Annotated in this window: 26 protein-coding genes and 2 tRNA genes; 9 read left to right on the top strand and 19 right to left on the bottom strand. The window is 40.3% G+C overall.

What is annotated here, in order from left to right; genetic code table 11:
* Position 1: 1 nt before the first annotated feature.
* From EHR01_RS03630 to EHR01_RS03610, 5 genes are read right to left on the bottom strand one after another with little or no spacing between them, the layout of a single operon-like run.
* Entirely contained in the window at positions 2-1474 is a 1473-nt protein-coding gene (locus EHR01_RS03630) for an FHA domain-containing protein (RefSeq protein WP_135693215.1), read from the bottom strand.
* A complete protein-coding gene (locus tag EHR01_RS03625; RefSeq protein WP_135693214.1) occupies positions 1434-2189 on the bottom strand; it encodes an ATP-binding cassette domain-containing protein in 756 nt (251 codons plus the stop codon). The genes EHR01_RS03630 and EHR01_RS03625 overlap by 41 nt, the downstream gene beginning before the upstream one ends.
* Positions 2176-2763 carry a D-sedoheptulose 7-phosphate isomerase gene (locus tag EHR01_RS03620; protein ID WP_135693213.1) on the bottom strand — a complete coding sequence of 196 codons (588 nt, stop codon included), beginning with the start codon at positions 2761-2763 and terminating at the stop codon, positions 2176-2178. The genes EHR01_RS03625 and EHR01_RS03620 overlap by 14 nt, the downstream gene beginning before the upstream one ends.
* Complete coding sequence (locus tag EHR01_RS03615) at positions 2753-3526, bottom strand: LBBP_01157 family protein (protein ID WP_135693212.1); 774 nt, start codon at positions 3524-3526, stop codon at positions 2753-2755. Before EHR01_RS03615 ends, EHR01_RS03620 begins: the two co-directional genes overlap by 11 nt.
* The gene (locus EHR01_RS03610; RefSeq protein ID WP_135693211.1) at positions 3513-4334 is read right to left on the bottom strand and encodes a glycosyltransferase family 2 protein; all 822 of its coding nucleotides are present in this window, start codon (positions 4332-4334) and stop codon (positions 3513-3515) included. The genes EHR01_RS03615 and EHR01_RS03610 overlap by 14 nt, the downstream gene beginning before the upstream one ends.
* A 30-nt stretch (positions 4335-4364) precedes the next feature.
* Here EHR01_RS03610 and EHR01_RS03605 point away from each other — a divergent pair, with 30 nt between their 5' ends.
* Positions 4365-6257: an O-antigen ligase family protein gene (locus tag EHR01_RS03605; protein ID WP_135693210.1), complete on the top strand. Its 1893-nt coding sequence runs from the start codon at positions 4365-4367 to the stop codon at positions 6255-6257.
* 270 nt (positions 6258-6527) lie between these two features.
* Here the strand turns inward: EHR01_RS03605 and EHR01_RS03600 are convergent.
* Positions 6528-6611, bottom strand: a tRNA-Leu gene (locus EHR01_RS03600).
* Positions 6612-6625: 14 nt separating this feature from the next.
* Positions 6626-6696 (bottom strand) — tRNA-Cys (locus tag EHR01_RS03595).
* Positions 6697-6828: 132 nt separating this feature from the next.
* Here EHR01_RS03595 and EHR01_RS03590 point away from each other — a divergent pair.
* Positions 6829-7239: an LIMLP_04285 family protein gene (locus tag EHR01_RS03590; RefSeq protein ID WP_135693209.1), complete on the top strand. Its 411-nt coding sequence runs from the start codon at positions 6829-6831 to the stop codon at positions 7237-7239.
* Between the two features lie 38 nt (positions 7240-7277).
* On the opposite strand, the gene guaA is transcribed toward EHR01_RS03590, so the two are convergent.
* Positions 7278-9077, bottom strand: a complete 1800-nt coding sequence (gene guaA, locus EHR01_RS03585) for a glutamine-hydrolyzing GMP synthase (protein WP_135693208.1) — start codon at positions 9075-9077, stop codon at positions 7278-7280.
* 42 nt (positions 9078-9119) lie between these two features.
* On the opposite strand from guaA, the gene queF reads away from it, so the two are divergent.
* Genes queF through EHR01_RS03570 form a run of 3 tightly spaced genes read left to right on the top strand, consistent with a single transcriptional unit; the run spans position 9120 to position 9994 of the window.
* Positions 9120-9521, top strand: coding sequence for a preQ(1) synthase (queF, locus tag EHR01_RS03580; protein ID WP_135693207.1), 402 nt, complete (start codon positions 9120-9122; stop codon positions 9519-9521).
* Positions 9522-9779, top strand: a complete 258-nt coding sequence (locus tag EHR01_RS03575; RefSeq protein ID WP_135693206.1) for a SemiSWEET transporter — start codon at positions 9522-9524, stop codon at positions 9777-9779.
* Positions 9776-9994: a ferredoxin gene (locus EHR01_RS03570; protein WP_100719354.1), complete on the top strand. Its 219-nt coding sequence runs from the start codon at positions 9776-9778 to the stop codon at positions 9992-9994. Before EHR01_RS03575 ends, EHR01_RS03570 begins: the two co-directional genes overlap by 4 nt.
* On the opposite strand, the gene EHR01_RS03565 is transcribed toward EHR01_RS03570, so the two are convergent.
* Positions 9995-10888 carry a LysR family transcriptional regulator gene (locus EHR01_RS03565; protein WP_135693205.1) on the bottom strand — a complete coding sequence of 298 codons (894 nt, stop codon included), beginning with the start codon at positions 10886-10888 and terminating at the stop codon, positions 9995-9997.
* Between the two features lie 136 nt (positions 10889-11024).
* Between EHR01_RS03565 and EHR01_RS03560 the strand changes: the two genes are divergently transcribed.
* Positions 11025-11693, top strand: coding sequence for a type 1 glutamine amidotransferase domain-containing protein (locus EHR01_RS03560; RefSeq protein WP_135693204.1), 669 nt, complete (start codon positions 11025-11027; stop codon positions 11691-11693).
* 36 nt (positions 11694-11729) lie between these two features.
* Here EHR01_RS03560 and EHR01_RS03555 read toward each other — a convergent pair whose 3' ends face one another.
* The 7 genes from EHR01_RS03555 to EHR01_RS03525 form a co-directional block, all read right to left on the bottom strand.
* Entirely contained in the window at positions 11730-13145 is a 1416-nt protein-coding gene (locus EHR01_RS03555) for an alkaline phosphatase family protein (protein ID WP_244309964.1), read from the bottom strand.
* Positions 13146-13200: 55 nt separating this feature from the next.
* Positions 13201-14226: a flagellar motor switch protein FliM gene (gene fliM / locus EHR01_RS03550; protein WP_002974265.1), complete on the bottom strand. Its 1026-nt coding sequence runs from the start codon at positions 14224-14226 to the stop codon at positions 13201-13203.
* The gene (locus EHR01_RS03545) at positions 14223-15209 is read right to left on the bottom strand and encodes a hypothetical protein (protein WP_135693202.1); all 987 of its coding nucleotides are present in this window, start codon (positions 15207-15209) and stop codon (positions 14223-14225) included. The genes fliM and EHR01_RS03545 overlap by 4 nt, the downstream gene beginning before the upstream one ends.
* A gap of 62 nt (positions 15210-15271) precedes the next feature.
* Entirely contained in the window at positions 15272-15871 is a 600-nt protein-coding gene (locus EHR01_RS03540) for a hypothetical protein (protein WP_135693201.1), read from the bottom strand.
* Positions 15868-16734, bottom strand: a complete 867-nt coding sequence (locus tag EHR01_RS03535) for a peptidylprolyl isomerase (RefSeq protein WP_425269974.1) — start codon at positions 16732-16734, stop codon at positions 15868-15870. The genes EHR01_RS03540 and EHR01_RS03535 overlap by 4 nt, the downstream gene beginning before the upstream one ends.
* A gap of 17 nt (positions 16735-16751) precedes the next feature.
* On the bottom strand, positions 16752-18182 hold the full coding sequence (gene argH / locus EHR01_RS03530; protein WP_135693199.1) for an argininosuccinate lyase: 1431 nt from the start codon (positions 18180-18182) through the stop codon (positions 16752-16754).
* The gene (locus tag EHR01_RS03525) at positions 18179-18607 is read right to left on the bottom strand and encodes a heme-binding domain-containing protein (protein WP_135693198.1); all 429 of its coding nucleotides are present in this window, start codon (positions 18605-18607) and stop codon (positions 18179-18181) included. Before EHR01_RS03525 ends, argH begins: the two co-directional genes overlap by 4 nt.
* A gap of 93 nt (positions 18608-18700) precedes the next feature.
* Here EHR01_RS03525 and EHR01_RS03520 point away from each other — a divergent pair, with 93 nt between their 5' ends.
* The 3 genes from EHR01_RS03520 to EHR01_RS03510 all read left to right on the top strand — a co-directional run bounded on the left by EHR01_RS03520 (position 18701) and on the right by EHR01_RS03510 (position 21090).
* Positions 18701-19156, top strand: coding sequence for an NfeD family protein (locus tag EHR01_RS03520; RefSeq protein WP_135693197.1), 456 nt, complete (start codon positions 18701-18703; stop codon positions 19154-19156).
* Positions 19157-19247: 91 nt separating this feature from the next.
* Positions 19248-20168: an SPFH domain-containing protein gene (locus tag EHR01_RS03515; protein ID WP_004789303.1), complete on the top strand. Its 921-nt coding sequence runs from the start codon at positions 19248-19250 to the stop codon at positions 20166-20168.
* Position 20169: 1 nt separating this feature from the next.
* Entirely contained in the window at positions 20170-21090 is a 921-nt protein-coding gene (locus EHR01_RS03510) for an SPFH domain-containing protein (RefSeq protein ID WP_135693196.1), read from the top strand.
* A 31-nt stretch (positions 21091-21121) separates the two neighbouring features.
* Here the strand turns inward: EHR01_RS03510 and EHR01_RS03505 are convergent, their stop codons facing one another.
* The 3 genes from EHR01_RS03505 to fliN all read right to left on the bottom strand — a co-directional run bounded on the left by EHR01_RS03505 (position 21122) and on the right by fliN (position 22804).
* Positions 21122-21598, bottom strand: a complete 477-nt coding sequence (locus EHR01_RS03505; RefSeq protein ID WP_208721729.1) for an RNHCP domain-containing protein — start codon at positions 21596-21598, stop codon at positions 21122-21124.
* Between the two features lie 188 nt (positions 21599-21786).
* The gene (locus EHR01_RS03500) at positions 21787-22239 is read right to left on the bottom strand and encodes a GNAT family N-acetyltransferase (RefSeq protein ID WP_135693194.1); all 453 of its coding nucleotides are present in this window, start codon (positions 22237-22239) and stop codon (positions 21787-21789) included.
* A 43-nt stretch (positions 22240-22282) separates the two neighbouring features.
* Complete coding sequence (fliN, locus tag EHR01_RS03495) at positions 22283-22804, bottom strand: flagellar motor switch protein FliN (RefSeq protein ID WP_135693193.1); 522 nt, start codon at positions 22802-22804, stop codon at positions 22283-22285.
* Positions 22805-22852: the final 48 nt, after the last annotated feature.

Here is a 22852-nt window from a genome sequence, read left to right as displayed (position 1 = left end):
TTCACCTTCCTCGAAATGACAGGATTGTTTTTCCAATTTGGATTTCGTCCAAATTATGGAGAACTTTGGGACGAAGTAACTTCTTACCGTTCAAGTATACACCGGTCTCCGATACACAATCAAACAATATATACTTCCCCTTCCTATTTTTTATTTTTGCATGAAGCCCTGCTACGGTGGGATCTGAAATTACCAAATGATTGGATTCCCAACTTCCAATGGTCACTTCATCAAACTGAAGTTGGAATTGATCTGTATTTTGATTTCCTTCCCTTCGCATCAAAACAGCATAAGAGTACGCAGTTCCTGGAAGTGTTTCTTTCTCTGCAATGGCAACGGCAATTTCTCTGTCACGAGCTGCCCTTTCCAAAGTTTCCCCATACATCCGATCATATACTTGTAGTTCTTCTTTGCGTTCAGAAAATTCAGGAACAAGAGAATTGTGCGCAGGAGGTGCATTTTGGTTCTCTTTCTGATTTGTTTCTTCAAACCCTCGTAAATAATATAAAGCCGCCAAACAAAGGAAAATGAGAAATAAACTAACGGGAAAAAAGAATAAAGGGTCAGAAAGTTTTAGATACAAAGAGCGAAACAACGAAAGTTCATACTGAAATTCGAATCGAATGCCTTGGTCAACAGAAACCAAATTACCAAAAACTAAATTTGTCTTCCATTGAGAAAGTTTCCAAGGTGATTCATATACCAATTCAAAATCCGGTTGCCCCAAACCTCTCAAATAAGAAAAAAGATCCGCATAACTGTCCGATTTAGTAATTGAATAATGTTTTCCATTCGCATAACTTGCAAGTTTGGTTGCCTCCAATGAACTGGGAGCAAGGACGATGAGTTGCAAATTTTTTTCACGGATGCGTTTAGCAAGTTCTGGAATTTCAAAACGATCTTGCCATTCCGAAGCAAAACTGACAAAAACAAGAATATGATCTTCGGAAGATTGGTTTCCCTTTATCGATTCTAAAAAATTTTCCCAGTTCCGAATGGGATAAACGGGAGCAGGTTCTTTCGGAAAAGGAAAAGATATATCTAAAACATTTGAACGAATTCTTTCGAAGGAATGTTTATTTGTATCAGACTGAATTTGTAACTGAGTAGAACCACCACTTTGTTCCGAAATTTTTACCAATTGGTTTGCCAATTGGATGATCCAACGTCTGTCCTCTGCATCCGTGTAACTGGGAATGGAAAGGTATAAGTGAATGGGATTTTTTGAATCTGTCTTTTCGAAGCGAAAGGATTCAGTAAACCTTCTATTTGATTCCAATTGTTCAGAAAGAACGAATCCATTTGGATCCAAAATTCCATTGGAATGGAATCGAATTTTTACTTCTGGATAGGAGCGAACGTCGATCGATCGGAGTTTGAACCCAGGGTTCGCAGTTAGAACTACTGGAAAAAGAATAGAGAGGAAAAACCAATTACTGAAAGAGTAAAGATGCTTCCTTAAGTTGTTTTCCATATTCTGTTTTTGGCTCCAAGTTGTGGTTAAAAACCGGAATGGTTTCAACAACTTCCCCTTGTTTCATTATCGTAACTTGAGAGGTCAGACTTTCGACGATCCGAAGCTCATGTGTAATAAAAACAACTGTCATCCCCATTTTTGCAAGGTTTTGGACAGTTTCTAGAACAATTTTTTCGGAAAAAGCATCGAGACCCGTGGTTGGCTCATCTAAAACGAGAATCTCTGGCGTACGTAAAAAAGCAAGGGAAAGGAGAATCCTTTGTTTCTCTCCTCCAGATAAAGTCTTTGCATATTTTTTCCAGTGATTTCTGGGAATGGACAAACGATCCCAAATTTGAAACAACGATTCGAAATGGATCGCAGTCAATTTTGATAATTTAAAAAAATCTTTGATTTGTGCTTCAATGGTTCGGAAAGGATGAAAGGCCCAATTAGGATTTTGCGGCACCATAAACAACTTAGAACCCAAATTAAGATGACTTACATCGTCACCTAACACAGAAAATGTTTGATATGTCAACTGGCAACCTTCCGGAACCATACCAAAAAGCGAAAATCCTAATGTTGATTTTCCTGACCCCGACTCGCCAATCACTCCATAGACAATGCCTTTGGGAATTTCCAAAGAAATTCCATTCCAAATCTTTTTCCCATCCTTAGTGGTAATGGTGGCATTTTTGATTTGGACAGCAGGAAATTCAGTCGAGTCCAAAGAGTTCCTTTTCTATGATACTACAAAGGATATGGCCAATCAGAATATGGCATTCTTGGATTCGAGCAGTAACCTTAGATGGGACAATGATTTCTACATCGGCCTTTCCTTTTAGTTTTCCACCATCGCCACCTAAAAATAGAACAACCTTCATACCAATTTTTTTTGCTTCCTCTACCGCCAAAATGATGTTTTGCGAATTTCCAGAAGTGGTGAGTCCTACAAATACATCTGACGGTTTTCCAAATGCTTGGACTTGCCTTTGGAAAACATATTCATAACCATAATCATTCGAACAAGCGGTAAGAACTGCTTGGTCACTATTTAAAGCTAATGCGGGAATGGCTTTTCTTTCATTGCCTGACTTATAACGAACCACAAGTTCTGCGGCAATATGAGAGGCATCACAACTTGATCCGCCATTTCCACAAAAATACAATAATCCATTTTGTCTCAGTGATTCTGTCAGAAGTTTTCCCGCAGCTTCAACGGACGGCAAAAGTACCGGCAATAAACTTTGTTTTACTGCAATTGAATCTTCGATTTGTGTTTGGATGAGCGATTTATGATCCATGGTTTTGTTCTTTATCCCTTCTTTCTTTGATGGCATTCACAGCATTTCCGAACTCGATCAGCGCAGACCCGAATCCAAATAAGTTTTTGGCTTTAGAATAAGGATTATTTTGGTCTGTATTTCCAAGATTCAGATAGAATAGTTCGTCTCGTACGAGTTTCTTTTGTCTTTCCGTAGCCACGGACTCAAAAAAAATCCGACATTCTTCACCTATGGCAAGCATCGCAAGTGCCATTGCATTTGGTTTCATATGCAAAACCAATTGTTCTTTCCAAAATCGTTCGAAGGAAAGGACAACTCTCCAATCTTCTTTCGGAGCATTTGAATCTAAAAATAAATCAGTTTTCGGAATGGAAAGTGATGAGAGTAATCCATCGAGTCCAGAGAGATCCTTCGAAAGATTTTGATTCAACTCCCCTTCATCCACAAACAAAACACCAGACCATTTTTCTTCTTTATTTTTATACAAATGGTTTCCTGTGACTAGAATCAAAGAATAATCCAATCCTTCTGCACGAAATAGTTTTTCGTTTGTTTTTGTTAAGCGAAACTTGGGGGATTCAATCACCACACCGGAACTCACCTGTTTAGTGCGGAGTTTCTTTTTCCAATTATCAATGGCGACTGCCCATTCCATAGAAAATGTTTTTGGTTCTTTTTTTCTCTTTGACGGGTCTTGGTCTTCTGCCTTCCCCTTCGTACTGAAAAAACGTAAGAACCAGGAGAATAAACCAGGTTTGGATGGTTTTTTAGTTTTTGCCATATTCTTTTCTAATATTGGAAGGGCGTTCTATTTGTTTTCTGTCTAGTTCATACAACTTAGCATATTTCAGAAAAGTTGAAAAGGAAGAGGCAATCGCAATCCAAAGCCCTGGAATCCCATCTAAAAAACCAAATTTAAAAATATAAATTTCTAAAAATTTACCAAAAGGTTTCAGAATGGTTTTCGTAAGAGAAAATCGTTCTCCTTTCGCATAACGAGTATAAGCAACGATACTAGAGAATTGATTGATGGTTGTGATTTGGTGACTAAAATCTGTAAAACTATAATGAAGGATATCTCCTTTCATTATTTTTCCAACAGAGCCTGGTTTTAGTTCGATAAAATCATGCGGGTTTTCTCCCACCCAAGTGGCCGAATTTTTTTGAAATAAACGATACCGGCGAAGGGGATACCAACCGCTATAACGAATCCAGCGTCCCAAGTGGTAGGTTAATCTTGCAATTTTAAATCCATTGGCATGGATCGACTCTGATTCCAAAAATGCCTGGATGGATCGAACCAATGTTTCATTTGCCCGTTCATCGGCATCCAATGACAAAATCCAATCATGAGAACAAAAACCAATGGCTTTGTTTTTTTGCTCCACATGGCCCGGAAACGGAGATTCATAAAATTTTACTTTGGAAAAAGAAGTCGCGATTTCTTTTGTACGATCAGTACTTATGGAGTCCAAAACAATGATTTCGTCGGCAACGGTCTCGACGGAACGGATACAATCTCCGATATTTTTTTCTTCATTGAAGGTGATGATGGCCACCGACAATTTTCTTTTTCTCTTGCCTTCCATAGGAGTTAAAACCTATTCTTTGAACCAAATATGATTGGGAAAGAAACATTTCATAAGATTTCCGTTGTTTTTCTATACCTTTTTTTCGGTCTTTCTCCCTTTTCGATTAGCCTTTGTCAAATTTTGGCAGGTGCCTCCTTATTCTTTTTGTTCTTGGACTGCATACAAAAAAGAGAATTTCCTAAATTCGGACCTCAGATCCTTTTTTGGATTCTCCTTTACCTTAGTTTTCTTTTTACCCCTGTATTCGATTGGGACCAAACCAACTGGAAACAAACCATTTTCCGCTCCGAATTTGGAGATGTTTGGATGGCCTTTTTATTGTTGCACCAGACAAGGCTCTCTTATCGAGAAAAGACTAAGTTAAAACATGCGGTAAGAATCGGAGCCTTCTTTCTCCTCCTTTCAGGAATTCTCTCCTTGGTATCACCGTATCGTCTGGCACCTTTTGTAATGGATGGATTCCAATACACGGAAGGTAGGAGACTCCCCCACCTTCTTGTTGTCATTTGGGAAAAACTTTCTCTTTATTTGCCGATTGGGTTCCAAAGTACCCACCTCACTTACGGAGGTTTACTTGCCATCTATCTCCCTTCCATTTTGGAGAGAACCTTTCGATCCTTCCAAATTGCGAGAAAAAAAACAAACTCCATATTTTACCGAGTTGGATCCTTAACATTGAGTTTGGTTGGATTCTTTTTACTTTTCCTCAACCAAAGTCGTTCCATTTGGTTTGGACTCCTTTTTGGAATCTTACTTCTTTCCTCACAAAAAAAACTACAAATCAAAAAATACCTACCAGCACTTAGTTTTGGGATTTTGGGAATAGCCGGGATCCTTTTGATTCTCTACCAAAACAATTGGCTTTTCCAAAGAGCCATTGACGATTTATTCGCTAAACGATCGTTAGAGAACCAACGAGTTTGGATTCATAAAATGAATTTTGCAATTTTAAAGGAAAATTATCATTTGGGAATTGGATCAGGAAATTATCCAAAAGAATTTATCACCCAAGCAACTCCTTTGGTGAAAGAGTTACCGGAACTCTATTATGATTTATCGATCACACCCAAATCGCACGCCCATTTTGATTTTCTGCATTTTTGGATTTTAGGCGGTCTCACTTCAGTCGTAGCTTATCTTAGTTTTTTATATGGGATCACAAAAAAAATATTACAAGTCGGCAAAAGTAATCTTTTTTATTTAGGTTTTTTCAGCGTCATTTTCGCAGGAAGTTTCCAATGTTTTCTGTTAGATGATGAAGTAATACTTCCCTTTCTTGGTCTTTTGATATTACTTCCTTCGACTTCGATTGGAAAAAAAGAAGGAAAGAAGGATTTTATACAAAAGGGCCAAATGAAAGTGTATGGAATTCTGTTTTTTTGGATTTTGATTTCTAGTTTAGGGGCACTCTATTTGACAAAAACGCCTGCCAAGGATCTTTTTTTTCATAGGACTCGCACAGAACATAACTTTCCATCTCCCATTGCCCAATCTTCCGTCAACTCGAAGGTCCCAATCTTACTTCCGACGGGAACCAGGGAATTTTATTTTAAACTGGCCGGTTGTTTGGACCACGAAATGAATTTTGATACGAACCCGAAGGTACGAGTTTCTGCCATTCAGTTTTTTATCCATTGGGAAGAAATTCCTGACGGTCATCTACCGGAAACACTCATCCTTGAAATTCGCAAACGGGAGAGCTTTGACCAGGACAAAGAGTATAAAGTCCAAGCAGAAAGAATTGTACAAAAGGAAATATTTTCCAATTCAAAACAAATCCAAAAAATCCAAGTGCATCCGAAAGAGTATTTAGAATCTCTTGGAAGCGGGATTGAATTTGTTGATTTTGGGTTTTTATTTTCTTGGAAAGGGGAAAATCCATTCCTTCCCCGAATTGAAATTTCTGGGAATTGCGACTAGTTAGCGCGGGAAGAGCATAAAGTTGTTAAGAAGTAAGAGATGTCGATTGTAGTTTGGTTTGATTAGGTACGTTCGCGGGAATCGCTTCGATCTTCGGCCTTCCTGGCCTTTCGATCTCAGCCCGTCTTGCTCGTCACCGAAAGGCATCCTGCCTTCGGAAAAAACGTATACGCTCATCCACCCTTGGCCTTACGGCCAACTTCGCCTCCGGCTTCTATAAAGCCTTCGCGGGGTCGCTACGTTTTTTTTGACTCGCAATCGTTCGATTCATACCTGGAGCGGGAATCGAACCCGCACGGGATTACTCCCACAGGATTTTAAGTCCTGTGTGTCTACCAGTTCCACCATCCAGGCGAATTTTCAGTGATAGGCGTCGGCCGGATTCGAACCGGCGGTCAAGCTTTTGCAGAGCCATGCCTTACCACTTGGCCACGACGCCAATCGTGACTTTGGATAGGCTAAAATGGGAAGGCCTGGTGTCAAATGGAAACTGAATTCACTTTTCATCGGATTGTAACATTTCGCTCAAAAATCAAATTGCCTAAGGTCCGAAAGCAGATGGGCTGTAATTATGAACCGAATGAACTTTCTCACTGTATCCATTTTATTGCTCCTCGCCCAAAATTCGTATGCGGACACAGTGACAGTAAAAGCAAACAAAGAGGTAATGGAGAACGTAAAAACATCTTCTCCGACTGCCAATTATGTTTTAGTAGAATCTAAAGACGGCACCAAACAAGCGTTTAAAAAATCGGCTGTCGAAGTAGTAACTCTTCCTGTTGTTTGGGAAGAGGCAAAAGAAGAAAAACCTGGATTCTTTGGGTCTCTATTTGCTTCCAAAGAAACCAAGGAAGAGACAAAGACCGAATCCAAAAACCCTGAGGAACCAAAAGAGAATCCGGAGAACCAAAGTTTTATCCAAAGAAGGTTACCTGAACTTGCAATTGGCGGAATGGCCCTTCTCTGGATCATTCTTCCTTAAACCATTGTTTAAAGAAAAAATTTAAAAAACTACTAATTTCACTCCCATTCAATCGTTCCCGGTGGTTTGTGAGTGAGATCATACAACACCAAAGAAATTTGAGGCAAAGCTAACAATTCCTTGGTGATTCGTTCTAAAATCTTTCGATCCATCGCATAAAAGTTGGCGGTCATGGCTTCTGTTGATTCGACTGGACGTAACACTACCCCATAAGAATTTGCGCGTAAACCGACAGGAACAAGAACCACAGGCATTTGCCAGATAGATGTATGGATAGACTCCTCATAAAGGATTCTGTTCACAATGGCATCGGCTTCTCTCAAAATATCCGAATGTTCTTTATCTAATTTCAGTTTGGTATAATGAAAAGATCCATTAAATTGACTGATCCCTGGTGCAAAAACCACTCGATTGATTTCTTTTTTAAAATTAGTGATTTCGACAGCACATTCATCTAACTCATTCCAATTGGTAGAAAAGTCATTTAACACTGCACAGTGGGCATAACTTCTTTGGTCACCTTGGACCCCTACGGAAAGAATTGGTAAAATTTTGACTTCTGCATTTTTCTTAGAAAGAGCCAAATCAGAAAAATCGATGACCGGTGGTTTTGTTTCTGGGCTTGCAATCATTCGCACCACAAGTCCTGGTCCCGGAAAAGGATGCCTTTCAATCCATCGTTCAGGAAGTCCAAGAAGTCTACCCAGTTCTCTCACTTCATCTTTATACAAATCAGCGATGGGTTCGATGATTTTACCTTCTTCGATGAGTTTTTCAATTTGAGGAACACGGTTGTGGTGGGTTTTGATTTTATGCGAATGTTTGGTTCCCCCAGATTCAATGGTATCCGGATAAATGGTTCCTTGGCCAAGAAGCCAATGTTCCGAATCCAATCCGAGAGAATCAGTCGCCTTACTTTGTGCTTCTAAAAAAAGATCTCCCACAATACGACGTTTTCTTTCTGGTTCAAATTCAGATTTGAGGTGTTGATAAAAAATCTCACTTTCATCCCAAATGGTAAGGTCAAATCCGACGTGGTGGAGGTTGTCCATAAGATCCTTCACTTCGTTTTTACGCATAAAACCTGTGTCCACAAGGAGCCCCTTCACTCGGTCTTTCCCAAGAGCTTTCGCTAGAAGTAAATAGGCAACGGAAGAATCCACACCCCCGGAAACGAGTAAAAATACATTTTTACCAACAGGGACTTTCTTTTGAAGTTCAGAGATTTGTTCTTCTAGAAACTGTGAGATACTCCAACTGGACCCAGCATTACAAAGATTCACAAAGTTCCGAAGTAAAACTTCCCCTTCCTCAGAGTGTGTCACCTCTGGATGAAACTGAATGCCAAATTGTTTTTTAGACTCATTAGAAACAAACGCATAACGACAATTATCTGATGATGCTACTATCTGAAATCCGTCCGGCATACGAACCACTTCATCCCCATGGCTCATCCAAACTTTTGTTTTGGGAGAAAGTGACTTAGAAAGAAATGAATTTGGATTTTGAATTTCTAAGATGGCGGGGCCATATTCTTTTGAATTAGAAGAAACCACCTCTCCACCGAGAGCCTTCATTAACAATTGGTGGCCATAACAGATTCCTAAAATGGGAACTGATGTTTTGAAAAATCCATCTGGTAAAAGCGGAGCTCCAGCTTCATAAACACTACTAGGGCCACCTGATAGAATGATTCCAGCATAGGACTCGTAAACAGAGAGAGGTTCTTCATTGGAAAGAATTTCCGTATAGGCTCCGAGCCTACGAATTCGGGAAGCAATGAGGTGAGCGTATTGACCGCCGAAATCGACGACTGCAATTTTTTTATCACTTTTCATGGGATGATTCCAAAATAATTTTGCAATTGTCGGGGTAAACAAATGTCGGAAAAAAAATCAGAATCTTCTTACGAGGACAAACAAGACCATATCCCGTCCTGGAAAACCCCGGAAATCGAATGGTTTGCCAATGTATATGCTGGCAAAGAATACAATATCGAATTCACCATCCCCGAATTTACCGCTGTTTGCCCCAAAACAGGCCTTCCCGACTTCGGAACCATCTATATCGATTATATCCCAAGGGATAAATGCGTAGAACTCAAATCACTGAAAGAATACATGATGTCTTACCGTAATGTAGGAATTTTCCATGAAAACGTTGTGAACAAAATCCTCGAAGACTTTGTTTTGGCTGTGAATCCCATGTATGTCAAGGTGGTGGGGGATTATAATGTTCGGGGTGGTGTCAAAACCATAGTGAAACGAGAGTACAAAGCCTAAATGGAAAATCTAATAGGTTATATCGCTGCCTTTTTAACGACAGTATCCTTTCTTCCCCAAGTGCTCCGTGTGGTGATGACCAAACAAACCAGAGACATCAGTCGAAACATGTACATTATGTTTTTTTTAGGTGTGCTCTTATGGTTTATTTACGGAATTTTAAAATCTGATTTTCCCATCATTCTCGCAAACGCAGTCACTATTTTTTTTGTATCGATCATTTTATATTATAAACTCAAAACAGAGGACCAAACATGAGAAAAGCTTATGTAGACAAAGACAATTGTACTTCTTGCAACCAATGTGCTGATAATATGCCGAAATACTTTATGATGGATGAGGATGATGTTTCCCAAACTCATATCGGAGGTGAATCCATCAATGATGCGATGATCCCAGACGAAGACGAAAAAAAAGTGCAAAAGGAAATGGATGAATGCCCAGGGGAATGCATCCACTGGAAAAAACATTAGTCAAATCGACTCCTCCTCCAACCAACTTTTGAGTCTTTGGTAAATTCCCTCCAAAGACTGAGGTTTCATCTCTCGACTCACAAGATAAAGTTGGTTTTCAAAACCCTGACAGTTCTTTTCATTTATATACAGAGAAGTTTTTTTTCCAAGCAAATAAGTCGGTAAAACAGAAATCCCTTTCCCGATCTCGATAGCTGTCTTAATATCATGAAGGTTTGGTATCACTGAGTATTCTTTGATTTTTGGTCTGGAGTCAAAGTTTACCTTCCAGAACCGCCTAACAATGGCAAAGTCTTCGCTATACACAATCCAATGTTGGTTTTCCATCCATGATTTTATCATTTCGATTTTTGGTTCGGTTTCTCCGCGAAAGGGAAAATGGGAATCCAAACGAATGGATTTAGATACAACCAATCCAAAGGTTTCCTTATACAGTTCTTGATAATGCAGACCTGGAAGGTTTAACTTCTGGTTACTGATCACAAAATCAATCTCTTGTTTTCTTAACGCCTCCATTAGTTCCTGCGGATGCCCATAGCGGACATAAAAACTCGTTTCCATCTTGGCAAGATTCGGCAAAACTTTTTCTAAAAAAATTTCTTTGGCAGAACCAATGCGAAGTCTTTCTATTTTTTCTTTTGGTTTGGTTGTCTTTTCGATTCGCTCTAGTTCTTCCATCGGACCTGCAATCTGAACATACAACCGTTTGGCGGCATCAGTTGGAATTAAATCTCTGGAAGTGCGGCGAAACAGAACTTCCTTTCTGTGTCGTTCCAATGATTGTAAATGCAAACTGAGAGCCGGTTGGGAAAGTCCAAGAATTTTCCCTGCTTTTGTTAAATTCCGCTCCCGGTAAATACAATAAAAACTTTGGTACAATTCGATGGGGTTCATATTGGTATTAATTTTTTAATATCAAATTATCAGCACCATCATTATTCTAATATCTAGTTTTCATTGTCTAAAAAAACGAGAGGGAAAAAATTTTCCTATCGCAGTATTTAAAAACTGCAAACGAAGTGAGGATCGTATGAAAAAAGTTTTATTTGTATTAACAAGCCACGGAGAAAAAGGAAATGCTGGTTCCACTGGTTATCATTTAGGAGAGGTTTCTCATCCGTGGAAGGTTTTACATGATGCCGGAGTGGAAATGGATTTGGTTAGTCCCAAAGGAGGCGAACCACCTGTCGATGGGTTTGATTTAGAAGACCCGGCAAACAAAGAATTCTGGAACCATCCAGTTTACCAAAAAAAGCGCATCCATACAAAAACACCAAAAGAGATTCAAATCAGTGACTACTCTGCCATCTATTTTGCCGGTGGGCATGGAACTATGTGGGACTTTCCTGAAAACAAAGAACTCCAAAACCTTACAAGATCCATTTATGAATCGGGAGGAATTGTCGGAGCAGTTTGCCACGGCCCATCGGCACTTGTGAATGTCACTTTGTCCAATGGTAAAAACCTCATTGCTGGCAAACGAGTGAATGGATTTTCCAACGAAGAAGAAGAGATTGTGAAACTAGAAGGTGTCGTTCCCTTTCTTTTGGAAAACAAACTGATTGCAGCGGGTGGGAAGTATTCCAAATCAGCACCTTGGAGTAGTCATGTAGAAGTGGACGAAAGACTTGTCACAGGACAAAACCCGCAATCAGCAAAAGCGGTGGGAGAGGCCATTCTTAGTTTACTAAAAAAATAAGAAGAACCCTTTCATCGGAATCGATTCAAATCGATTTCAATTTGGATCAGGCTTTGTGTGCAAGGGTGGCACACGAGGCCCATTGGTTTTCTTTTCTTTCAGATTTAAGATGTCTTTTACAATTCCATACACATCTTTCACCGATTGAAAGTCATGTTTTTTTCCAGCTGGATCATAAACAAAGCCAATGGTTTTCATCTCGGGGTTTGTATTCCAATATCCGTGTCCGTGTATTTTGATTTGTGATTTGGTAAACACGTCCCCTTTTCTCGTACCACTAAAAAACATTGGTCCGTTCGTACGAAAAATTCCCAAAGTTTTCGGATGGATTTTTTTTTGGAGTATAGGATTTTCTTCGGATTCAGTAGATGAGTTTGTCATTTCACCTAACTTTTCATTGGTAGCTGTTGGAACCCATTCCGCTCCAGGACAGGCAGTTAAAACTTCTGAAACAATGGAATTTATTTCTTCGGTAGAAACATTGGCATTGGTTCCAGGCAAAAGGATGGCAGTCCCACCAGAACTCTTAAAAGTTAGTTGGTAAGTACCTGCCTCATCCAGAATATACCCTTTTTGTTTTAGGATCACATTGGGGGCACAAACAACATCGGCTGAAAAAAATCCATGATCAGAAACCATCACAATCGCAGGCCCTTTCGGAGTAAAGGCTCTGACGGATTGTAAAAAAGAAAAGATAACTTGGTCTAGTTCAACCAACCGAGACAAAGCCTTTTCAGACCCAGGACCGAATCCGTGATGGTTTGTATCCAAATCCGTGGTATAAACAAACATCAAATCCGGCATTTTTTTCTGAAAAAGCCAAGTGGCAGTATTTAGTTTCACTTCATCTTTGGATACATCGTTTAACGGAAATCCAACGGCAAGTTCGGCCTCTTTGTGCAAATCCTTTGTAGAAAGCACTCGGAGGAGTTTATCATCTTCTGGATTTTTTTTTCGCCAATATTGAGGGAGGTTCCAATCGATATTGGCACCAACGGTAACAGGCCAAAAAACATTGGCAGTTTTTTTGTGATTTTCTTTGGCCAAATCCCAAAGGGTGGGAACTTGGATGTCTTCTGTATACCACATCCATCCCCCATCATTCTTCTCAAAAGGATCAGACAAAGTATTGTTATAAATTCCATGTTCGGCGGGATCTTTTCCGGTTACCATTGAGGTATGAGCCGGATAAGTCACAGTAGGATTGACTGTAGTGATTTCGGAAACACCGTATTTCTGAAATAGTTCAGCTAAATGGGGGAAATAAGAACGATACTTTGGATCCGACCAGTAGTAAGCAGGAAATCCATCAATAGACAGAACAATTGTTTGGCGAACCTTGACTGGTTTCTTAATTTGTTTCTCCATAGTTTTTTTGGATCTGGCATCTAACGAAATACTTCCGGAGAAGAAACAAAAAATGGCTAACGAAAAGAGGAAACGAGTTAGCATTGGAAAAAAATATCCCATGATTGGTCCGTTCGCATAAAGGTCGTTTAGCGAAGAACTAGTATTCTTGTTCCGATCTTGTGGATCCAAGAAGTTCGTCCGGAATGTCCTCGATGCTATCACCAATTTGGATGGCAAGACGGTTTCCCACGCGACCCGGTGTGGCCTTGAACTTACTGCGATCCCCTACTTTTACCATAAGGTCGGTTTTGATTGGAGTGTTTTCTAGTTTGATCACATCTCCTACATGTAAGTTCATGAGATCATTCAGAGAAATATCCACACTTCCCACTTCGGAAATCAGAGGAATTTTGACTTGGTCGAGTCGCTCTTGGATGACGGCACGGTTTTCATCCACTTCCCCTTTACGAATCGAAGAATACCAATACTGGGCAGAAAGTTTATTGATGATGGGTTCAATCGTGATGTAGGGAATACAAAGGTTCGTCATCCCTTCCACCTCCCCCACTTTGGTTTCGAGGGTAATTAATACCACCATGTCATTCGGAGGAACTACCTGTGCGAATTGTGGGTTTGTTTCGATGTTTCCAAGTCTTGGGCGCAGGTCAATTACCGTGGACCAGGACTCTCTTAAGTTTCCAAGAATCCTAACAATGATCCCTTCCATTACCGATAACTCGATATCGGAAAGTTCTCGGTTGACCTTGGAAGATTCCCCCTTACCACCAAACAGACGATCGATGATTGTAAAGGAAATGGATGGATCGATTTCTAAAATCGCCGATCCACGAAGGGGGTCCATATTGATGACGGCAAGGGTTGTTGGATTTGGAATGGAACGAATGAATTCTTCGTAAGTCAACTGGTCCACGGAAGCCACGTGCACCACAACGAGAGCACGAAGCTGCGCAGACAGACCAGTTGTTGCCAAACGGGCAAAGGTCTCGTGCATCATCTGGAGTGTACGAATTTGGTCTTTTGAAAATTTATCCGGACGTTTGAAGTCGTAGATTTTGACTTTCTTTTGTTCCCCAACCGAAGAGTATTCATCCTCGGAAACTTCTCCTGAGGAGATGGCATTTAACAGGGCATCAATTTCGTCTTGGGAAAGGATTTCCGTCATTTTTTTACCTTTACGAGTAAGTTTTTAATCTGCCAAAATCCAACTCGGCTTCCTTCTTCTTGTCGCAAGGTGTATATATATTCGTACCTTGTTTTGAACCGACCCATCATTCTTTCTACATAAACTTGAACACGGGCATCTCGTTTTGATGGATAGTCCACGTTCATGACCTTAAAGTATTTTAAAACACCGGAGGGTGTCTCCGTCAAATACTCTTTAAAGTCTTCGATGATCGTTTCGCGTTCCCCAAGTCCAGCTTCGGTATAGGCACTGCTGAATCGATCATAAGCCAAAATATATTCGGAAAAATCGATCCACTTAAAATGGTATTCCCATCGTTTTTTCATCTCCGCTCCAAGAAACAGGAAAATGGTCTCTTCTGGAGAAAGACCACCGTTTTCCGTAATTTGGCGGGTGACGGTTTCCCTTCTTTCTGCTTTGGGATTTTGAAATAGAAATCCCAAAGTATTCCCGGAACGAAGGAAGGCTGATTTATCTTCAGTATAATTGGGATAAAAGTAACCAGTTACATAGAATTTTTGGTCAGGTAAAAAACTATAATGTTCATCCAAATAAATGGTTTTGGAAAAGGATTCGTTTCTGTGAAGGCTCACTTCTTTATTTTCATCGCCCACCAAATTGACAATGGTGGTTCTTCGTTTGAGAACCGGATCTGGAAACTCGGGATCTTCGATGGGAGTGAGGATTCTATCATTTTCATCTTTCACAATGATTTGGAAAGAATAACGAAAATCAAAGGAAGGAAAGATACGAACCACTTCTTTTCCCGTATTCGTCACGGTAAAAGTGAGCGGAACTCTTTCTCCGGCTTGGTAACTTCTTTTCGTTAAGGACAAGCTGATTTTAGACTGGAGAGAGACAAAATTATCAATTCGTTCCCCCCTGGCATCCCTGTCAGGAAATGCATAAAGAGAATCTACCAAAAGAATTCCTAAAATCACGAAGTTTCGGAGAGACCGCATACAGTTTAAGATTTCGGCAAGATTTGGAATTTTCGAAAGAATTTTTAGGACATAAAAAGCGACTAACCGGTACCCATTTTAGCCTCAGCCAAAATGTAGTCAGCAATGCGGATGAGTCTTGTCATGATAGAACTCAATTTTTTGTATTGGTAGTAGTTTTCTCTTTGTTTGTCCAAATGGGGTTCCACAAGGGCCACTGTTTTGGAGGAAACTTTTAGGTTTTTGATCTCGTTTTCGGTGACCCCATACAGGTTGGCTTCGGAAACAAAACGATTTAGTTCCTTCACCAAACTTTCATCCGTAAGATCTTGGATTTCGAATACCTTTTCAATTTTTAGGATAAAATCAGTTAACGTTCGTTTGATCTTAGATTCTTCTTCGGTGGGGCGACGTTTGGAAGTGACCTGGTTTAAGGATTCATACCGTTCCAAGGCCGTTTCATAAAGTTGGGCCATTTTTGATTTTTGACCCAAAATAAAACTGATAAAACTAAGGAGACCGACAAAGGTATCGGGGTAACGATTGATTCCCCCGATTTCATCGAGTGCATTCGCAAAAGCTTCTTCATTATGCGGAATGGTCATAATGAATTTTAACACCGGTTCCACCGAGGAACCGGATGTGTATTTTTGAATGACTTCGATGCCTTCTAAGTAGTTCATTGGCGTTTGTCGATGATGACAACCTTACGGATGGTTGTCTGTAGATTTCCTTTTTCAATGATTCGGTCAAGTACATCGTATCCAGAAACTAAAAATCCAAATACTGTATGGAGTCCATCGAGATGCGGAGTGTCCACTTGGTTGATAAAAAACTGGGATCCATTGGTATTGGGACCTGCATTCGCCATGGCCAAGGCCCCTCGAACAGCTCTTTTGCTTGGCAGAACTTCGTTGTATCGGTATCCTACACGGTGTAAAACTTCTAATACTGGTAATTCCATTGCTTCTTGGTAAGCTTTTTCTACTTCTGTTCGTTTCTCTTCAAACTCAGCTCTCGATTGGATTTTAAATTCCGCTAGGACAGCTCGTTGGAGTTGGGATTGGTATTGTGGTGCGTCTTTGATTTTGACTTTATCAAGTCCAAGTGCCTTTCCGTTGATTTCATCTTCTATCTGAAATCCAGGTCCACCTGTTCCGTCTCCTCTTGGGCAACCACCTTGGGCCATAAAGTTTTCGATGACTCGGTGGAATTTCAATCCGTCATAATAAGGCCTTCTTTCAGTGCCTTTGTCGGTTTTGAAATCTTTTTCGCCTTGGGCCAAGTCGATAAAGTTCTGAACCGTTTTGGGGGCGGCAGTATCATAAAGTTCTAAAACCAAATCGCCAGAAGTAGTTGCCAACACAGCATAAATGGCAGGTTTTTCCGGTAACTTGACCGAGGTGGCATCTTGGCGTTTGACAATCACTTTGGAAGGTGAATAAGATACAGGTTCATAAGTGATTTTTTTAAATGTTTGGTCACTACAGAAAACGGTTTGGGTTAAAGCCAAAAAGAAAAAGGCAAAATAAGAGAGTTTGTTCATTACACTGGATTTCATATTTATTTTTTACCTTTGGATTCTATCGATTTTAGCTTTTTGGTCAATTCGTTTACCTTTGCCTTGGCTCGTTTGATTTGTTCTTTTTGACGAAGAAGTGAGGTTCCTCCCATCACATCTTTTTTATCACAAGAAGTTTCTAGAGAAATGGCCGCTTCATACCCAGGATCTGTGAGTACCGCATGGATTTGGCCCCTCTCTCCACTAGGAATCGTAAACAAATCATACCCTTTGGACGAGCAGTGTTTGACCAACTCTCCCACAATTTCATGGGCAGAACGGAATGGAATTCCTTTGGCACTGACAAGCCAGTCGGCAAGGTCTGTTGCTGTAGAAAATCCAGAACGAAGGCTACGGGTAGCATTTTCAGGAAACACTTGGACCCCAATAACCATATCACGTACCCCTTCGATACTCAGTTTGACCTGTTTGACTGTATCAAATAACGGGAGTTTGTCTTCTTGAAAGTCTCTGTTATACGATAAAGGAGTACCTTTTAGCATTACAAACAAATGAGTCAAACTTCCGATCACTCGTCCCGCCTTCCCCCGAATGAGTTCGGCCACATCTGGATTTTTCTTTTGTGGCATAATGGAAGAACCAGTAGTCAAGTGGTCAGGCAATTTAAAATAACTAAACTCTTGGGAAGTGTATAAAATGATCTCTTCACAGAAACGAGAGACATGGATCATAAATTGAGAAGCTGCAAAAAGAAATTTAAAAATATGATCTCTTTGGCTTACGGCATCCATTGAATTTTCAGAAATCCGAGAAAGAGACAAATCTTTTCTCATAAAGTCTCGGTCAGTGGCATAATTGACACCTGCAAGAGCACCAGAACCTAATACTAGTTCATCCGCTCTTTCGTAAGCGCCTAAAAAATCTTCGAAGTCCCGAACATTGGCCCAAAAATGAGATAAAAAATAATGAGAAGCTCGAATGGGTTGGGCAATTTGTAAGTGGGTGTATCCAGGGATGATGGTTTTAGTATGGGCTTCTGCTTTTCCGATCCAAGCACCAAGTAAATCCAAAAGTAAAACTAAAATGGATTCCACTTCCGCCTTGATATACAAACGAACATCCTGGGAGACCTGATCATTTCGACTTCTACCTGTATGTAGTTTTTTTCCTAAATCTCCCAAAAGCTCCGTTAGGCGAGATTCGATAGACATATGAATGTCTTCGTTTTCGATTTTGAATTCAAACTTTCCAGAATCGATTTCTTTTTTGATCTGCCCAAGACCGGTTTCAATTTTTCTTTGTTCCGATTCGGTAAGGATTCCAATACGTTTTAACATTCGAGAATGGGATATGGAACCTTCAATATCGTGCGCATACAGTTCTTTATCAAAACTAATCGACTCACCAATGCGAATCATCAGAGATGAAGGTGGTGCGTCAAAACGACCACCCCATAATTTTTTCTCTTTCATTCCGAATCCTCACTAAAACGATCCGACCATTGTTTTAAGATTTCTTTATCTTTGTCAGATAACCTAGCACTTGGGTGTAACAATAGATAGTCTTTGGGAGGCATCTCACCTTCCTCAACTTGTTCCCAAATTTCATAGATCTTTTTGTTTTGTTTTTTTTGCGTTAGAAGTCCAAACTCGGAAAAATTTAATTCGTCTCTTCCTTCTTCCACATGGTGGGAAATGAGTAAGGATGCGGGAAAAATATAGGAATACGCTGGCCAAATTGTTTCGTTCGAATGGCAATCATAACAACTACGCTTCAAGATTTCTTTGGTCTCTGCACTGGTTTGGATCTCTGCTTTGACGGGAGGATTGGAGCGATCGATGGGAAAAAATTGGAGGACGAGTAAAACTCCGACTAAGATGAAAAAAATTCGTTTCACACAAGACAGGTTCTAACCCTTCCTCCGAAATCAAAGTATTATTTTTCTTGCCTTTGCTTAGAATCCATTGTTCCTATTCTTTAGAGGTTTCTTTTGGATTTTATTTTCACAAACTCACCTTATGTCTGGATTTTTCTTGGGCTCACACTTTTGTTTTCGGAATTCCTTTTGCCGGGAACCTTTGTGATGTTTTTAGGAATTGGAGCCATTTTTACTGGGATTCTGGCTCGTCTCGTACCAATGGAGTTTTATTCCCAAGTGGTTGTTTGGGTGGTTTCGAGTTTGGTTTCTATCCTTCTGGGTGGGTCTGCCGTCCGACGTTTTTTTAAATCAGAATCTTCTGTAGATCCTTTTGTCAAAGATGATTTTTTAAACCAAATTGTGCCTGTAGAAACTGATATTTTAGTGCAAAGGCACGGAGGAAAAATAAGGTTCCAAGGTACCCTTTGGGATGCTGTTTCTAACGATTCCAAAATAACCAAAGGAAACTATGTTCGAATTTTATCTCGGGAAAATCTGACTTTTACCGTAGAACGAGTGGATTCATAAACAAAAGATTTCATTTTTTTTTACAGAGATTCAAAAAACCCTTTTCTCTTTTTCCTCATCTCGTATGGTCAAACGTCACAAAGGAGAAACTATGGGCGCGACCGTCATTGTTGTATTTTTGGTCATTGTTTATATCATCAAAAAGACAATTATCATTGTTCCAGAACAAAGTGTTTATGTTAAAGAAAGATTAGGTGTATTAAATGGGGTTTTGAAATCGGGATTTTATTTTATGATTCCGTTTGTAGACCAAATTCGTTATCGCCAAAATCTAAAAGAACAAACCATCGATATTGATCCACAAGTTTGTATTACAAGGGATAACGTATCCGTAGAAGTGGATGGGGTATTGTATTTAAAAGTCATCGATGGAGAAAAAGCATCTTACGGAATCGATAACTTTATGTTGGCAACAACCCAACTTGCACAAACCACACTTCGTTCTGAAATTGGAAAATTAATTTTTGATAACTTACTTTCAGAAAGAGATGAAATCAATGGACGAGTGGTTTCCAATATTGATAGAGCCACTGATCCTTGGGGAATCAAAGTCACAAGGTACGAAATTCGAAATATCACTCCACCCAAACAAATCCTTCTCGAGATGGAAAACCAAATGAAATCCGAAAGAGAAAGGCGAGCAGAGATCACCATCTCCCAAGGAGAAAAGGAAGCTCGGGTGAATCATTCTGTTGGAGAAAGACAAGAATCGATTAATATTTCCGAAGGGGAAAAAATCCGATTGGTGAATGAAGCGGATGGACGCGCGCAAGAGATCACTCTCATTTCCAATGCCACTGCAAAAGGATTACAACTCATCTCCGAAGCCATTAGTAAAAAAGGTGGAAAAGAAGCTGTCAGTTTACAAATCACCCAAGAATACTTGGATGCTCTCGGTCAAATTTTGAAAACTTCCAAAACCACAGTGGTTCCAGAAACTTTAGCAAACATTGGTGGAGTGTTTGAAGGCCTTTCCAAAATCACAACCAAAATCCCTCAGGTAGGAGAATAGTATGGAATTTGTATACTTAGCCTTTTGGTCTATTATTGCCATTTATTTGGTTTATAAAATCTTTCGCTGCATCCGCATCATCCCAGCTCAGGATGTTCTCATTGTGGAACGACTGGGAAAATATTCTAGGAGTTTACGAGCAGGATTTCATATCCTCATCCCTTTCATTGATCGAGATGCGTATTACCATACTCTCAAAGAACAATCAATTGACGTACAACCACAAATTTGTATCACACATGACAACGTACAGGTGAAGGTGGATGGAGTGATTTATCTAAAAATCATCGATCCAGTTCGTGCCTCTTATGGAATCGAAGATTTCCAATTTGCAGCCATCCAACTTGCACAAACCACAATGCGTTCAGTGATTGGAACAATGGAACTAGACAAAACGATTGGAGAAAAAGACCTAATCAATTCTACGATTGTAGCAGCCATTGACCAAGCATCGGAACCTTGGGGAATCAAAGTCAATCGTTATGAAATTTTGAATATTGTTCCACCAAAATCGGTTCTTGATGCGATGGAAAAAGAAAAGAAAGCACAAATCGCTAAACGTTCGCAAGTGCTTCTTTCCGAAGGGGAAAGAGATTCGAGAATCAACCGCTCCCTCGGTTTTAAAGAAGAAGCAGTGAACAAATCGGAAGGGGAAAAACAAAGAAGGATTAACTCAGCCGAAGGAAAAGCAACAGAGATTGAAGCCCTTGCTGTAGCAACAGCAAAAGGGATTGAAGCCATTGCAGGTTCCATCTCTGAACAAGGTGGTGCCTCTGCGATCAAACTCCAAATCACAAAGGCATTTATCCATAACTTCCTCAATGTTGCCAAAGAGAATACGGAAATCCTCATCCCTGCGGATGTGATGAATTTACCAACCCTCATTGCCAACCTAACAGAAGGGAAAAAACCAAAAGCATAGTAGGACAATCCTTAAATGCCATAACAATAGTTTAACATTTGTCATCCGGTGGACCGTCCACCGGATTTTCTCTAAACAATCGAAAACTTGGTTTTGCCATTGCTTGGGCAGCAAGCGAAACAAGAAGTGCCTCGTTATCATCTGGCCCAATCCGATTGGCATGGATCACTCCACATCCCTTACATCGGTGTAAAATCACCCATTCCCCTTTTCTCACCCAAATGGAAATGGCTTCCATCTTACTTCCACATGTGGCAGCACGGTCACCAGGAGAATTGTCCAGATGCAAACTCGTCAAACAATTCGGACAATGGTTTCTTTGGTCTGTTCCAAACCCAGGAGGAAAAACCATTTGTTTGCATTCGACACAACGAAATTCATCTACATCAGAACGGAATCGATGAGATTTGATTTTCGGTTTTAGAGACGAAAAGTCTTCGTCTTCATCATCAAAACGTTTTTTCTTTGAGAACTTTTGAAATTTTGATCGTTCGGATTCACGTACCATATCCAGTTTTTGCGGCAAAACAAAAAGAGGAACCAAAACAGTGGATGAGAGGAATAGACCGCCTGTGCGAAGATAGCCGCCTCCTAATTGAATTTAGGCGGGGTATCCAAAACAAGTTCACCGTTTTGGCGGTCTACACAATGGCTAGAGTTAACATAGAGAACAGATTGGTAAGAATGGAAACGTTGTCAAGGAGAATCGGATGTCAATTTTTTGCAGAGGAAATAACAATTTTGCCCTTCCGGGTAATTGGGAATCATCCCTACTTCTTCGTATCCCAGTTTTAAATAAAACTTCGGAGCTTGGAAACCGAATGAATATCCAAACACAAGCGTGGCCCCAAGAGTTTTGGCCTCCTTTTCAATTTGATTTAGTAATTTAGTTCCTAAATCCATTCCTCGTTTTTCTTCAGCCACCCAAAGGAGTTGGAGGTTTAGACCTTTAAAGAACAAATAACAAAGAGAGGCTGCAACAAGAGTCTCTTCCTCTTTAACAAGGATGGCAAAAAATTCTTTTTTTTCAAGGTTTGGGTCACCTAACTTGGAAACACTATATGTATGGAGGAGGTCCCAAAGTTCCGTTTGTAATTCTTCGGAAGGATTGGTAATCTTTATCAATGAATAAGGAGATACAAAGTCCATCGAGATACCGACTCACCAAGTCACTTGGCGAATGTTGATTGGATTATAAAAAAGCTGGTCCACCCAGTCTTTCCATTGGATCTACAATTTGAGTGATTTGAACTCCGTAATAATCATCCAGGATGATGAGTTTTCCGCGCCCAACCAATTTGCCGTTGGCTAAGATATCTAGTTCTTCTCCAATGTTTTTGTCTAACTCAACCACAGTACCTTCGGTCAGTTGTAAAACATCCTTGATGAACATCGTGGTTCGTCCTAGTTCAATCGTGAGTTGAAGGGTAACATCTAAAAGTAAGTTAAGATTGGCAGTATTATTTCCTGGACTACCTTGTGATTTGGTAGCAGACCTTGTTGGACTGGGAGTGGCACTTGGGCCTAAGGCTGCGGCAATGTCGGCAAAAGATGGACCGTTGTCATCTCCACCACCACCTCCGACGAGAGCATCCAAATCATCAAGACCACCGCCACCTCCGCCGGAACCGCCAGCAGCAGGAGCATTTCCTCCTCCACTAAATCCGCCGAGTAGAGCGTCTATGTCTTCTTGTGATAGTGAACCTTCACCCATATCTTTGCAACCTCTCCAATCTATTCGTCGGTGGAAATCAAAATCCTT

This window comes from Leptospira mtsangambouensis, assembly GCF_004770475.1.
GTDB lineage: Bacteria > Spirochaetota > Leptospiria > Leptospirales > Leptospiraceae > Leptospira_A > Leptospira_A mtsangambouensis.
The sequence above is the reverse complement of the archived record's forward strand: the minus strand, read 5'-3'. Positions and strand labels throughout refer to the sequence as shown.

Bases quoted from the DNA above. Each gene is read 5' to 3' on its own strand.
- argH (WP_135693199.1), bottom strand. From the start codon at position 18,182: ATGAAAGAGAAAAAATTATGGGGTGGTCGTTTTGACGCACCACCTTCA.
- EHR01_RS03515 (WP_004789303.1), top strand. From the start codon at position 19,248: ATGGGCGCGACCGTCATTGTTGTATTTTTGGTCATTGTTTATATCATC.
- EHR01_RS03610 (WP_135693211.1), bottom strand. From the start codon at position 4,334: ATGGAAGGCAAGAGAAAAAGAAAATTGTCGGTGGCCATCATCACCTTC.
- EHR01_RS03575 (WP_135693206.1), top strand. From the start codon at position 9,522: ATGGAAAATCTAATAGGTTATATCGCTGCCTTTTTAACGACAGTATCC.
- EHR01_RS03560 (WP_135693204.1), top strand. From the start codon at position 11,025: ATGAAAAAAGTTTTATTTGTATTAACAAGCCACGGAGAAAAAGGAAAT.
- EHR01_RS03555 (WP_244309964.1), bottom strand. From the start codon at position 13,145: ATGCTAACTCGTTTCCTCTTTTCGTTAGCCATTTTTTGTTTCTTCTCC.
- EHR01_RS03620 (WP_135693213.1), bottom strand. From the start codon at position 2,763: ATGGATCATAAATCGCTCATCCAAACACAAATCGAAGATTCAATTGCA.
- EHR01_RS03605 (WP_135693210.1), top strand. From the start codon at position 4,365: ATGATTGGGAAAGAAACATTTCATAAGATTTCCGTTGTTTTTCTATAC.
- fliN (WP_135693193.1), bottom strand. From the start codon at position 22,804: ATGGGTGAAGGTTCACTATCACAAGAAGACATAGACGCTCTACTCGGC.
- EHR01_RS03535 (WP_425269974.1), bottom strand. From the start codon at position 16,734: ATGAACAAACTCTCTTATTTTGCCTTTTTCTTTTTGGCTTTAACCCAA.
- guaA (WP_135693208.1), bottom strand. From the start codon at position 9,077: ATGAAAAGTGATAAAAAAATTGCAGTCGTCGATTTCGGCGGTCAATAC.
- EHR01_RS03615 (WP_135693212.1), bottom strand. From the start codon at position 3,526: ATGGCAAAAACTAAAAAACCATCCAAACCTGGTTTATTCTCCTGGTTC.
- EHR01_RS03545 (WP_135693202.1), bottom strand. From the start codon at position 15,209: ATGCGGTCTCTCCGAAACTTCGTGATTTTAGGAATTCTTTTGGTAGAT.
- EHR01_RS03510 (WP_135693196.1), top strand. From the start codon at position 20,170: ATGGAATTTGTATACTTAGCCTTTTGGTCTATTATTGCCATTTATTTG.
- EHR01_RS03500 (WP_135693194.1), bottom strand. From the start codon at position 22,239: ATGGACTTTGTATCTCCTTATTCATTGATAAAGATTACCAATCCTTCC.
- EHR01_RS03540 (WP_135693201.1), bottom strand. From the start codon at position 15,871: ATGAACTACTTAGAAGGCATCGAAGTCATTCAAAAATACACATCCGGT.
- fliM (WP_002974265.1), bottom strand. From the start codon at position 14,226: ATGACGGAAATCCTTTCCCAAGACGAAATTGATGCCCTGTTAAATGCC.
- EHR01_RS03505 (WP_208721729.1), bottom strand. From the start codon at position 21,598: ATGGTACGTGAATCCGAACGATCAAAATTTCAAAAGTTCTCAAAGAAA.
- EHR01_RS03565 (WP_135693205.1), bottom strand. From the start codon at position 10,888: ATGAACCCCATCGAATTGTACCAAAGTTTTTATTGTATTTACCGGGAG.
- EHR01_RS03570 (WP_100719354.1), top strand. From the start codon at position 9,776: ATGAGAAAAGCTTATGTAGACAAAGACAATTGTACTTCTTGCAACCAA.
- EHR01_RS03590 (WP_135693209.1), top strand. From the start codon at position 6,829: ATGAACCGAATGAACTTTCTCACTGTATCCATTTTATTGCTCCTCGCC.
- EHR01_RS03630 (WP_135693215.1), bottom strand. From the start codon at position 1,474: ATGGAAAACAACTTAAGGAAGCATCTTTACTCTTTCAGTAATTGGTTT.
- queF (WP_135693207.1), top strand. From the start codon at position 9,120: ATGTCGGAAAAAAAATCAGAATCTTCTTACGAGGACAAACAAGACCAT.